Consider the following 11762-nt stretch of genomic DNA (forward strand, 5'->3'; position numbering starts at 1 on the left):
CCATCGGCACATTTTTCGCGTAGGGAGAGCACACGCCTTTCCTATGCGCAGTATGTACGCCTCCCGTCTCCCCCTTGCTCTTGCGCTGGCAGCTAGCCTGCTGGCCGGTTGCGCCCGGCGCAACAAAGCCAATATTCCCACCGCTAAGGCCACGCCAGTAGCCCCGGCGCCCGCTCCGGTGGTAGCCTCCAGCGCCGCCCGCGACCTAACCGACGTGCTCACGGAAGAACTGAACCTGACCGGCGACCAGCGCCGGAAGGTGCGGGCCGTTTTCACGAATACGGCGGAGCAGGCCAATGCTGCCAAGGAGCGCCTGGGTACCAACCGCCCGGCTCTGCTCACGGAGCTCAAGCGCATCAATACCGCCTCCGACCAAGAGCTGCAGACTATTCTTACCGTCACGCAGTACAAGCAGCTCAAAGCTAAACAGCGCCAGGTGCAAGCCCAGATGCAAGCTCGCAAAGCGCAATAGAGGTCAACTATCTTGGATGGCGAGGAGGCATAGTGATGCTGCCCTTCCTCTCCTTATAGCTAACCTGATAAACCAACAAGCCCTTGACGAATGGCATTCGTCAAGGGCTTGTGCTGTTTCAGGGGGTAGGGAAATGGGAGGTTGGTGAACCAGTGAGGTTGACGTTCGGCTGGACTTCTTCGCCCTGATAGCAAAGTGAACGCACCAACTCACCAGCTTATCATCTCAACGCCAGACAACCCTTTGGCGGCAGGCTGCATCTGGTTGGGTAAGAGCCTGCTGAAGGTCAGTGGGTAGTTTGTTTTCTTACTTCTGGTTCCTGATGAAAACGTTTCTTCTAGCTGCTGCCCTGCTGACGGCTTCGGTAGCCTCGGCCCAAACAACATCGTCAAACGCTAACCTCGCCAAGCGGCTGAACCAGCTGATGCGCGACCCTAAAGAGCCGGAAACAGAAGTGCGTGCGGTGCTGGATGGCTGCCACTTCACGCAGGTTATCCGCAAATACCGCCCCGAGGGAAAGAAAGAGGAGGCTACGGCTTTTCAGGTAAGCCACCAGAAAAATGGCGCCGACTGGGCCGTGAAATCAGACGACAAAGTGGAGTTTGAGCTGAAAATAGGGGTAGAGTGGAGCCAGGTAACCTCCCTGACCTACGCTCCCACTTACGACGAGAAAACTAATCAGCGGTATTACGAGGTGAAAATCAAGCGGGAGCATGCCACCAAAGACGGCTCTGGTACCAACAGCACTACCCTCGAGCTACCTCTCTACACCACCGATGAAGCCGTGGCCCGTGACATTGTGCGGCAGCTGGAGCAGGTGCGCCATCGGTGCGGCGGATAGCGCTGGCCTTAACCTTACGCGGCCGGGTGCGTTTGCCACAAACTTCTGCCCTTAACCGCTCCGTATGTCGCGCCGCCAGCCTTACACACTCCATTTCAACCCCAGGCTTAGCCTGAACACCTCCGGCAAGCACGTCCGCGACGGACTTTCCTCCACGTTGCGCACCGGCAACAACCTGTGGGTGAGCTGCGATGAGCGCACTTCCATTGAGCGGCTGCGCCTAACCGCCCCCCATGAGTTTGGTGAGCACTGCTCTTACGAGCTGACGGAACTGCTGGAGCTGCCTTCCGACAAAACCGAGGAAATTGACATTGAAGGGCTGGCCGAAAGCGAGCATTATCTCTGGATTGTGGGTTCCCATAGTCTGGCTCGCAAAAAGCCCGACCCCGATGGTAAAGATCAAGCCAAGGAAATTGCCCGCCTTACCCAAGTAAAGACGGAGGCAAACCGCTACCTGCTGGCGCGCGTGCCTCTGCTGCTCAACCCCAAAACCGGCGACTACGAGCTGCACCACGAAGCTCCCCATCCTACCGATCCTACCCAGACCCTGCGCTCGGCCCAGCTTCGCTTCACCGACTCCGGCAACGACCTGCGCGACCTGCTCGCGGAAGATCCGCACCTGAAGCCTTTCCTGAATATTCCGGGTAAAGACAATGGGTTCGATATTGAGGGTCTGTCGGTTGCACCCGATGGGCGCGTATTTGTGGGCCTGCGCGGACCGGTACTGCGTGGGTGGGCCATGGTGTTGGAGCTGCTACCTCAGGAAGATAAGCCAAGCCGCTTACGGTTGAGCAAACTACCGGGGGCCACCGAAACGTACTACAAAAAGCATTTTCTGGACCTGGGCGGCATGGGTGTGCGCGAACTGCGGCAGGTAGGTGCCGACTTGCTTCTGCTGGCTGGCCCCACCATGTACCTGGACGGTACTATTGCGGTGTACCGCTGGGCCGATGCTCTGCGCTGCCCGCAGGATAGCCTCATCGGCTCTGATAAGCTGGAGCGCCTGTTCGACGTACCCCACGGCTTCGGGCCCACCGCTGGCCAGGACAAAGCCGAGGGTATGGCCTTGCTCGATGATGAACATGTGCTGATTGTATTTGACAGCCCCACAGATGCCCGCAAACCAGCTTCGCATGTAGTGGTAGCCGATGGAATGAAGCTGCCGGACAAGGCTAGCTGAACAGTATACCTGCATCTTACTGCCCAGCTACCTACCTTGCGCTTCTAAACCTGCTTGCTTCCCCTCATGGCTTCTTCTTTGGTTAAAACACCTGAAACCACCCACCGCATTCGGTTTCAGGATTGTGATATGCTGGGCCACCTCAACAACGCCCGCTACCTCGACTATTTTCTTAATGCCCGCGAAGAGCACACCATGCAGCACTACGCCCTGAACCTGGGGCAGGTAGCGCGTGAGCTCGGCGCCAGCTGGGTTATTACCAAGCACTGCATAGCCTACCTGCGCCCCGCCAACCATGCCGAGCTAGTTCGCATTCGCACTCAGCTTATCCATTTCGACAACTCCAACCTGGTGGTGGAAATGCAGATGCTGAGCGAAGACGGCCAGCGGCTGAAATCGGTTTTGTGGTCGGAAATGGCCTTTGTGAAGGTGCCCGGCGGTACCCGCACCGAGCACTCGAACGACCTGATGGATATGCTGGAAGAGCTGGATGTAGAGGATGTGAGCTACGACCCCGACGGCTTCGATGACCGGGTGCGCCGCCTGCGTAAGCAGCTCAAGCGCGAGCGAAACGAGCATGACTGAGCCGTAATGCCAAAATGATGTGTCAACGCCCCTGCTAGGAGCGCGTTAAACAAAAGCCGGAGCTACCCTGCGTAGCACCGGCTTTTGTTTTACATCTAAACCTGCACCTGCAATGAGTATTTTTGGTAGCAACGACCTCAAAGGCAAGAAAATAGCTATTGTCGCCACCGACGGATTCGAACAATCGGAGCTGGAAAAGCCCAAGAAGTTTCTGGAAGGCGAAGGCGCCGAAACCCACGTTATTTCCCTGAAAAGCGGCTCGATTAAGGGCTGGGATGAGAAAGACTGGGGCGACAGCGTGGACGTGGACAAGGTTATCGGTGATGTGAAGGTAGCCGACTACGATGCCCTGGTACTTCCCGGTGGCCAGATAAACCCCGATGTGCTGCGCACCAAGCCGGAGGTAGTAAGCTTTGTGGGCGAGTTTGTGCGCTCTGGTAAGCCCGTAGCCGCCATCTGCCACGGCCCCTGGACCCTAATTGAGGCCGACGCCGTACGCGGCAAGCAAATTACCAGCTGGCCGAGCCTGAAAACCGACGTAAAAAATGCCGGCGGTAACTGGGTTGATGAAACCGTGGTAGTAGATGGCAACCTCATTACCAGCCGTAACCCCCAGGATATTCCTAATTTCAACGACAAGATTAAGGAAGCCCTAGTCGGGAAACAGTAGCCGGCTCTACCTTTCCTAGAATTCAAAAGCCCCGTCAGCCTTAGTAGCTGACGGGGCTTTTGAATTCCATTCGCTTCACAACAGTTACCGGGGTAGGAAGGGGGTAGGAAATGTTCTTGCCTGCTACCCTTTAATCTTAGGGCAGCAGGTTTAGCAATTCCGTGGCTTTCTGATGATAGATGAAATAGAAAGCAGCGTCAAACAGTAGTAAAAAGCCACCCTGTACCCACAACGAGCGCCCAAACCCCGCCAACCGTTCCGGGCGGGCTGCGGCGGGGTCGGCGGCGCGGGCCCGCAACCAGCTACCAATGCAGAAGTAGGCCACATCCAAACCCACATTCAGTAACAGAATCTTCTCGAAGGAAAATTGGGCGCTTATGCTTTCGGCGAGGGTAAGGCCAGCTACCTGCTGTGGGTGGGCCTGCAGAATGCCCCATACGGCTAGCAAGGCGTTTACCACATTCCAGCCCACGTTCATCAGATGAAAATGGTGGGTTTCCGAGCGTACATCGGTGCGGGCCACGTAGTAGCCGCTGCCAATCAGGTTCAGTAGGGCCCAAACCCCCAGCACTGCCATGCCGCGTTCGGCCAGCAGCTCGCGGGCGTAATTGATGGCGGGCAGCGCAGTTTCAAGTGCAGGGGGCGTCATGGGAAGAAGGTGATAAGTCAGCGGTATTCCAGCAACAAAAAAAGGAAGCCTTGGCAGACTTCCTTTTTTACAAAGCAACAGGGTAGGGGTAAGGCTAGTTGGAAATGCCAATGCCCACATACACTTGGAACATGCCGTTCTTAATGTCGCTCACAGTCTTGGCGCCGGTCTTAGACAAATCTTGGTCCTGAATGATATCAGCGAAGCCAGCAGTGTAGCGGCCACCCACGCGGGCGGGTCCTACGCGGGCTTCTACGCCAGCAGCTAGGCCGTAGTCGAGGCTGTTATAGCTGTAGCCGTACACGTTGTTATCGTCGGCAATTTTCCGCTCCCGGTCGCCTTCCTTCACCTTCGTGAGCAAGGAAACCTGGGGTCCTACGTGCACGCTCACGTTGTCAAGGAAGTTATATACCAGCAGTACGGGCACCTGAATGTAGTCGAGGCGGGTATCGTAGGTACCGGTTTGGGCAGTGTTAGCGGGATTGCTGCCCTGGAAACCCTGACGGCTATACAGCACTTCGGGCTGAAGGGAAAACTTGTCGTTGAAGCCAAACTGGGCATATACCCCCGCGTGGAAGGTGTTGTAGATGCCTTCGTCGCCGAAGTTCTTCTTATCGTCGCCGCGGAAGTTGGACGCCGTGAAGCCGCCCTTGATGCCGAAGCCATTGTTGCGCGAGTTGCTGCCTGTGTTAGTGCCGTAGTCGGTAGAGGAGCGCAGGCCGCTTACGCGGGGAGCTTCGGTAGGCGTCTGGGCCATAGCGGTGGCGCTCAGGGCGCAGCCGGCTAGCAGGAGTGCAAGGTGTTTCATGGGGAGGAGAGAGGAAGTTAGCAGTAAAAGTGCTGGCGGCCTGTGGCCTTGGCAAGCATCAGTAAGCCGCTATACTTACGAAAGCCCAGAAGGTTACAGCCCCCGGATAGCTGAAGCGAAAATTTTGTACGTTTCAGAGGTAGATTATCTTTTGCAAAAACCTACCTTTGGCCCTTTACGGCCGCCGCCAATAGGTTTTGCCGGGGTGTTAGCTCAGTTGGTTTAGAGCACTACCTCGACAAGGTAGGGGTCACTGGTTCGAGCCCAGTACGCCCCACGACAAAGCCCCCGAATCCAGAGATAACCGCTTGCGAAGGCGGTTATTTTTGTGTCTGGCCGGCATGGCAGCGGCTATTGTGGCGCTGGCTGCGTAGGTTCGGGGCGTATGATATCCATTGCCTGGGCTCCGCTATATGCCCACCCGTTGCCGGCCAACCACCGCTTCCCTATGCTCAAGTATGAGTTGCTGCCCGAGCAGCTACTACGCGAGGGGGTAGTGCCGGAAAGCGCCTTCTTCCTACCCCAGTCTCCGCCCGACGAAGACGTGCTGTGGGTGCACGCCGCTGAGTACTACCAGCGCCTTTGTACCGGCCAGCTAACCCGCGCCGAAGAACGCGCCACCGGTTTTCCGTGGAGCCCCGAGTTGATTGCGCGCGAAACCACCATTCTGGGCGGTACGCTGGAGTGTGCCCGCCGGGCCCTGCAACACGGAGTAGCTCTGAACATTGCGGGTGGTACCCATCACGCTTTCCGTAATCGGGGCGAAGGGTTTTGCCTGCTCAACGACCAAGCCGCCGCAGCTGCCTACCTCCTAAGTCAGCCGCAACTTAGAGTGCGGCGCGTGCTCATTGTGGACCTGGATGTGCACCAAGGCAACGGCACGGCCAGCATTTTTGAGCACGAGCCGCGCGTATTTACTTTCTCAATGCACGGGGCCCGCAACTACCCCCATCGCAAAGAGCGCTCTGACCTGGACTTGGCCCTGCCCGATGGTACCGAAGATGCTGCCTACCTGGCGCTGCTGCGCGAAACCCTGCCGCGCCTTCTCGAGGAGCACCAGCCCGATTTCGTGTTCTACCTCAGCGGCGTCGATGTACTGGCTACCGACAAACTCGGCCACCTGGCCCTTAGCCGCGACGGTTGCCGCCTCCGCGACGAGTATGTGCTGGGCCTCTGCCGCCAGCACGGTTTGCCGGTAGTGGTGTGCATGGGCGGCGGCTACTCCCCTCGCATCGCCGACATCGTAGATGCTCACGTCAATACGTTCCGCGTTGCTGCCGACTTGTGGGGGTAGGGAGTAGTGAAACAGCGAGTTTGAGGTCTTCGCTATTTATCAAGTATTACTTGCCAGCGGAAGGCCCAGCGCCAGCGGAGTTGGTAGCGGGAAATGCCGGCGGTGGCCAGCAAGTGTTGCCACTCACGGCGCGTGAAGGCGCGGGCTACCGAAAGCGGCGCGTCATTCTGAACCAGGCGGGAGCCACCCAGCAGGCGCGTCAGCCACCGGATGCTGTGGTAAGCAAGGGGGTGGCGGTGCAGGTCGTTGATGATGACGGCCTGGGTAGCCTGGGTGTGCCACTGTTTCAGCAAGTGCGTGAGCTGCTCGTCGGGGAAGTGGTGGCAGAACAGACTGGCCGTCAGAACATCAAAAGACTGCTGCTGAAACTCTGGGGAGAAGATATCGGCCTGTTGGTAGCTGATTTCGGGGTAGGCAGTGCTGCGCGCGGCGGCGTAATCCAGCATGAAGCGGTTGGCATCAATGCCAATAAGCTCTACGGCTACCCCCCGCCGCCGTGCCCAGCGCGCCACCTGGCGGAGCGTGTCGCCGCCGCCGCTGCCCAGGTCGGCCAGCCGCAGGGGGCGGCCTGCCGGGAAGTGCGGGCGCAGGCGGTCCAAAGCATGGAGCACGGGCGCGTAGCCACCCAGCCATGTATTGATGGTTTCCAGTTCATCCAGGTTTTGCCGCAGCTCATCGGAAGCCAAGCTGAGGTCGTCCATCAGCTCTTCCTCCGTGGCACGGACGCGGAAATCAGGCATGGTTTGGGGCGGCAGAGGGGGTAGGGAAACAGACTTCAGCAGCTCACGCAGGCACAATTTCAGCCGTCTGCTCCAGATCTGCCAATGTGTGCGTGCTGGTTACTGGCTCCGCCCCCCAGGCTACCGTCAGGAGCATGGCTTCCAAGGTAAGGCCCGGCCCGAAAGCAAAACTAAGCACCGGTGCGCCCGTATCGGCCGGGGTCAGGGTGCGTAGCAGCTCCCGCATCACAAACAGCACCGTAGCCGACGACATGTTGCCGTAGTCGCGCAGCACTTGGTAGGCGAAGCGGTTATCATGAGTAGTAAGGCCCAGTACCTGCTCAATCGACTCCAGAATTTTGCGGCCGCCCGGATGAATAGCGAAGGCTCGGATGTCAGCCAGCTGCACCGGCAAATCGGCCAGCAGCCGCGCCGTGAGCTGCCCAATGCCCTGCTGAATCATGCGCGGCACGTAGGACGACAGCGTCATCTCAAAGCCAAAGTTGTTGATGTGCCAAGCCATGTCGGTCTGCCCATCGGGCTCCAATCCGCAGTGAAAAGCGGTGAGGGCCAGGCTGGAGCCGGTTGCCCGGGGGCTTCCCTGAACCAGTACAGCAGCGGCCCCATCTCCAAACAATGCATTGGAAACGAGGTGGTCTTCTTCAGTGCTTTTCTGAAAATGCAGGGTGCACAGCTCAGTGCAGACCACCAGCACCCGTGCCTCCGGCGTGGCCCGGCAAAAGGCATCGGCGAGCTTAAGCGCATTTACGGCCGCGTAGCAGCCCATAAAGTTCACGCAGGTGCGCTGCACATGGCTGGGTAGGCCCAGGGCTGCCACCAGTTCAATATCCAACCCCGGCGCATACATACCCGTGCAACTGACGGTAATCAGGTGGGTGATGCTATTGACGGCTACCTCGGGCAGCTGGCCCAAGCAGTCCTGCACGGCCTGCACTGACAGCGGCAGGGCATGACGCCGGTACTCGGCCATGCGCTGCCCTACCGAGGGGAAAGGCTCCAACCCTAGCGTATTCGGGAAGAACTCAAAGCTACCGTTGGTCCGGCCGTAATCAGGAAGCACAGTGTAGCGCTGCCCTATGCCCGAAACCCGGTACAGTGCCCTCAGTTTGCGCGTGCCGGCCTCGTCCAGCTGCAACGCGCTGGCCATGAAGTCGGCAATCTGAAGTTGAGGAATACGGTGGGGCGGGTTGGCCGTGCCAATGGCACACAGGTAGCTACTCATCAGTGCAGTTTACGCAAAATACCTCCCCCGTGCTGTTCGTTATTTTGGGGTAGGCCTGAGGGGGTGTACGCAGAACCTGAGCTGTACGGTTGGCTGGTAGCCTGCCCAAACTAAAATGGCTGCCCGTGGGTGCGTTGCATCAGGGCCCGCAGCGCGCCCGGCCACAGGCGTAAACCTGCTACTGCCACTTCGCTTAGCAGCGGCCGCCCAAATAAGTGTTGCACCGCACGCCCTACCCCCAGCCGTGGCCCAAAGTGCCGGCGCCAATCGTGCTGGTAGGCCGCCTCCATAGCCGAGCGGGAAAGCCTACCCCGCAGAAAAGTATCAATGCGGACGGAGGCCAGATAAGCTCCGTGCATAGCCATGGCCATGCCATTGCCGCACAGCGGCGTAATCAGGCCGGCCGCGTCGCCGCTCAGCAGCATGTGGTTTTCAAGGCAGGTTTTGGGGGCGAAGGAAATTTCGTTGATGACCTCGGGCTGTGGGTAAAGTACCTCGGCGTGCTGCAGAATATGCCGCAGATGTGGGTTGCGGGCCAAAACCTGCTCCTCCAGCTGCGGAATGGTGCCTTGAGCTTTCAGGTTACGGCGGGTGGTGAGGTAGCAAAAGCAATACGTATCGTCCTCCACTGCCGAAATTCCCGCGTATCCGTCGGCAAAATTGTGCAGCGCAATCAGGTTGCGGGGCATGGAGGGGTAGCGCAAGTGGTATTTCACGCCCAAGTAAGGCGAGCGTTGCGTGAAAAATGGCCGCTGCAACTGCCGGTCTAGGCTGCTGCGCTTGCCGTAAGTGCCCAGCACTACCCGCGCCTGCAATTGCCTTCCTCCTGCTAGCTGCACGGTGTGCTGGTCAGTGGCGTCATCAAAAGCAACGTCCACGACGGTAGTTTGCTGGTGCACCACAACCCCAGCCGCTACCGCAGCTTCATACAGAAACTCATCCAGCCGGTAGCGGCTGATGCCAAACCCACCCAAATCAAGTGGGGCCGTGAGCAGGCTCCCGTTGGGGGAGCTGACCTGGAACTGGCTAATCTGGGCTGGACCTAGTGGGGCCGGGTCAACGCCCAGGCGGCGCAGGTAGGGTAGCACTTCGTTGGAAACGTACTCGCCGCACACCCGGTGGAAGGGGTACTGCCGGCGCTCCACCAGCGTTACTGCGTGGCCTCGGCCTCGCAAATCGAGGGCCGCGCACAGGCCCCCTAGCCCTCCGCCAATAATGACAACGTCCAACTTATTTCATCGGGTAAAAGGGTGAGAACGAAGATAGAAGCGGGGGATTTATCGAAGATGAGTTATATTCTGGCCCAAGTAGCAAAAACCCCTGTTACTTTTGTAAACCTAAACTCGCGCCTGTCGTTAGTAACCATCACGCTCAGGCGCTATCTGTCCGCTCCCACCACTCTGTATGATGCAACCCTTACGCTATTTAGGCTTATTCGTTTTACTGTCTTTCGGGCTTCGCAGCAGCCTGCCGGCCGCTACGGCCCAGCCGGCGCCAGCCCGGCCCGCAGCAACCCCTGCGCCCGCACGGCCAGCCGCTTCCGAGGAAAAGGCGCTGCTGGTATACCCCAACCCCAGCACGGGCATTGTACACATTGCCATTAATGGGTTTGAGGGCCGCAAGGTTGAACTGCGCGTGCTCAACGTTATCGGAACAGTGATGTACCGCGAGGTGCTGAGCGAGCTCAACGACCGCGCCACCCGAACCCTCGACCTGACCAAGTTTGCCAATGGCCTCTACTACGTAAAGCTTGAGGCCGATAACGCCAGCGAAATGCGCAAGCTCGTAATTCGCTAACGCAACAGCCCACTAGTACTATTCTGCTAGTTTGCGCAAAAGCAGCCTCTCAGGCTGCTTTTTGCATTTAGGCTAGGAACGCTCTATAGTTGAACTGCTGGGAAGGGGTAGGGGTAAAGGCACAAAAAAGCGCCTCCGCGGTAGGCAGAGGCGCTTGGTATAGAAAGGCGAAAGCAGGAGGCTTAGCGGCCGTTGTTGGCGCGCACCGGAACCGGCTTCAGCATGTCTTTCACTTTGTTTACCGTGTCGAGGGCGAGCAACGCAGTTGCCAGCGCAATCCCGAAGAAAATCAGCAACGTCATAAAAAAAGGAATTAGGAGAAATGAAAACTCAGCTTCCCGCAGGTTTACCAACAAGTATCTGTGGCTGAGTTAATACAAGTATAACCAGAAAGTAGCCTTGGTAGTTGCAGTATAATTATGTCTTTTTCAAGAGACGGGCTATTACGTACTCTGCATCGGGCCCGGCTCCACCCATGAGAGCCGAGCGTCGACTGTGTAGCCAGGGCAAACCCAGAAACGCTACCCCCTGCACAGGGCTCAACCCCCGCTCATGTAGGGGCTGCCCATCGGGCCCAAGTGCGCCGGGCACTTGCAGCCACTCATAATCGGGACCGAAGCCGGTGGCCCAAATAATGGCTTCCAGGGGTGGGGTAGCGCTCCGTTGCCCGATGAGGGTAGCGGCCGCTGTTGCTTTCTGCGCCCGACCTATCAGATGCACATTTGGTAACTGGCGCACCCGGCGCAAATCGGCGCTGACTACGGGTTCAGGTCGGCGGCGCATCAGGCGCCCAACCCAGGAAGTACGGCTGGCCTGCATAATGTGGGTGCCGAGCAGTAGCGCCCACATAGCCGTGTTGTTGGGCATGGCCGGGGTTTTCTCATCAAAAGCCAGGTACACGGACCGGCCACTGGAAGCCAGGTCGGTGGCTATTTGGAGGGCTGAGTTGCCACTGCCAACCACCCCAACCGGTCCGGGCCCCTGGATCTGAGTTGGTCGTAGGTAGGCGCTGCTGTGAAGCTGCTGCACTGCCGCTGGCAAGCGTTGGCTAAAGGGTGGCACTCGAGGAGCAGTGAAAGGACCCGTGCACACCACCACGTTTTCAGCCTGCCAGCAGCGGCCCGTGGCGGCAAGCACCCGAAAGCCTCCGGAAACTGGCTGCACGCTCACTACTTGCTGCCCGGTCTCAACCGGAAACTTAAAATGCGCGGCGTACTGACTTAGATAAGCGGCGGCCTCAGCTTTGGTGGGGTAGCGGGTTGGCGGCCCTGGCCAGGGAAAACCCGGTAAGTTGCTGGCCCAGGCCGGAGAAAATAAGCGCAGGGAGTCGTAGCGGTTAGCCCAGACGTCTCCTATTCCTTGCCGGCTTTCCAGCACCACAAACGGTGCCCCGGCCTGGCGTAGGTAGTAGGCCGCGGCTAAGCCCGCCTGGCCAGCCCCCACCACCACGGTTTGCACCGCTTGGCAGGGGGTAGGAGAGAAGGCGTCAGAGGAAATCATGGCG

At 58.6% G+C, this 11762-nt stretch carries 13 protein-coding genes and 1 tRNA gene; 8 read left to right on the plus strand and 6 right to left on the minus strand.

The features are described from left to right. Positions 1-52: 52 nt before the first annotated feature. The 5 genes from DNI29_RS02340 to DNI29_RS02360 all read left to right on the plus strand — a co-directional run bounded on the left by DNI29_RS02340 (position 53) and on the right by DNI29_RS02360 (position 3748). Positions 53-472 carry a hypothetical protein gene (locus DNI29_RS02340; RefSeq protein ID WP_123823040.1) on the plus strand — a complete coding sequence of 140 codons (420 nt, stop codon included), beginning with the start codon at positions 53-55 and terminating at the stop codon, positions 470-472. A gap of 322 nt (positions 473-794) precedes the next feature. Then, a complete protein-coding gene (locus tag DNI29_RS02345; RefSeq protein WP_110976456.1) occupies positions 795-1313 on the plus strand; it encodes a hypothetical protein in 519 nt (172 codons plus the stop codon). A 64-nt stretch (positions 1314-1377) separates the two neighbouring features. Then, positions 1378-2493: a DUF3616 domain-containing protein gene (locus DNI29_RS02350; RefSeq protein ID WP_110976457.1), complete on the plus strand. Its 1116-nt coding sequence runs from the start codon at positions 1378-1380 to the stop codon at positions 2491-2493. 66 nt (positions 2494-2559) lie between these two features. Further along, a complete protein-coding gene (locus DNI29_RS02355) occupies positions 2560-3078 on the plus strand; it encodes an acyl-CoA thioesterase (RefSeq protein WP_110976458.1) in 519 nt (172 codons plus the stop codon). A gap of 112 nt (positions 3079-3190) precedes the next feature. After that, on the plus strand, positions 3191-3748 hold the full coding sequence (locus DNI29_RS02360) for a type 1 glutamine amidotransferase domain-containing protein (RefSeq protein WP_110976459.1): 558 nt from the start codon (positions 3191-3193) through the stop codon (positions 3746-3748). A 136-nt stretch (positions 3749-3884) separates the two neighbouring features. Here the strand turns inward: DNI29_RS02360 and DNI29_RS02365 are convergent, their stop codons facing one another. Then, a complete protein-coding gene (locus tag DNI29_RS02365) occupies positions 3885-4397 on the minus strand; it encodes a DUF6992 family protein (RefSeq protein WP_110976460.1) in 513 nt (170 codons plus the stop codon). A 94-nt stretch (positions 4398-4491) separates the two neighbouring features. After that, entirely contained in the window at positions 4492-5205 is a 714-nt protein-coding gene (locus tag DNI29_RS02370; protein ID WP_110976461.1) for a porin family protein, read from the minus strand. Between the two features lie 202 nt (positions 5206-5407). Between DNI29_RS02370 and DNI29_RS02375 the strand changes: the two genes are divergently transcribed. After that, positions 5408-5482: transfer RNA gene (locus tag DNI29_RS02375), tRNA-Val, on the plus strand. 108 nt (positions 5483-5590) lie between these two features. Next, entirely contained in the window at positions 5591-6499 is a 909-nt protein-coding gene (locus DNI29_RS02380; RefSeq protein WP_110976462.1) for a histone deacetylase family protein, read from the plus strand. A 32-nt stretch (positions 6500-6531) separates the two neighbouring features. On the opposite strand, the gene DNI29_RS02385 is transcribed toward DNI29_RS02380, so the two are convergent. The 3 genes from DNI29_RS02385 to DNI29_RS02395 form a co-directional block, all read right to left on the minus strand. Then, positions 6532-7239, minus strand: a complete 708-nt coding sequence (locus DNI29_RS02385; protein WP_110976463.1) for a methyltransferase domain-containing protein — start codon at positions 7237-7239, stop codon at positions 6532-6534. 43 nt (positions 7240-7282) lie between these two features. Continuing rightward, positions 7283-8461, minus strand: a complete 1179-nt coding sequence (locus tag DNI29_RS02390; RefSeq protein ID WP_110976464.1) for a type III polyketide synthase — start codon at positions 8459-8461, stop codon at positions 7283-7285. A 110-nt stretch (positions 8462-8571) separates the two neighbouring features. After that, positions 8572-9690, minus strand: a complete 1119-nt coding sequence (locus DNI29_RS02395; RefSeq protein WP_110976465.1) for an NAD(P)/FAD-dependent oxidoreductase — start codon at positions 9688-9690, stop codon at positions 8572-8574. A 175-nt stretch (positions 9691-9865) separates the two neighbouring features. Between DNI29_RS02395 and DNI29_RS02400 the strand changes: the two genes are divergently transcribed. Continuing rightward, entirely contained in the window at positions 9866-10258 is a 393-nt protein-coding gene (locus DNI29_RS02400; protein WP_110976466.1) for a T9SS type A sorting domain-containing protein, read from the plus strand. Between the two features lie 417 nt (positions 10259-10675). Here DNI29_RS02400 and DNI29_RS02405 read toward each other — a convergent pair whose 3' ends face one another. After that, the gene (locus tag DNI29_RS02405; RefSeq protein ID WP_110976467.1) at positions 10676-11758 is read right to left on the minus strand and encodes a flavin-containing monooxygenase; all 1083 of its coding nucleotides are present in this window, start codon (positions 11756-11758) and stop codon (positions 10676-10678) included. Between the last annotated feature and the right edge of the window lie 4 nt (positions 11759-11762).

Source organism: Hymenobacter sediminis (genome assembly GCF_003231285.1).
Taxonomy (GTDB): Bacteria; Bacteroidota; Bacteroidia; order Cytophagales; family Hymenobacteraceae; genus Hymenobacter; species Hymenobacter sediminis.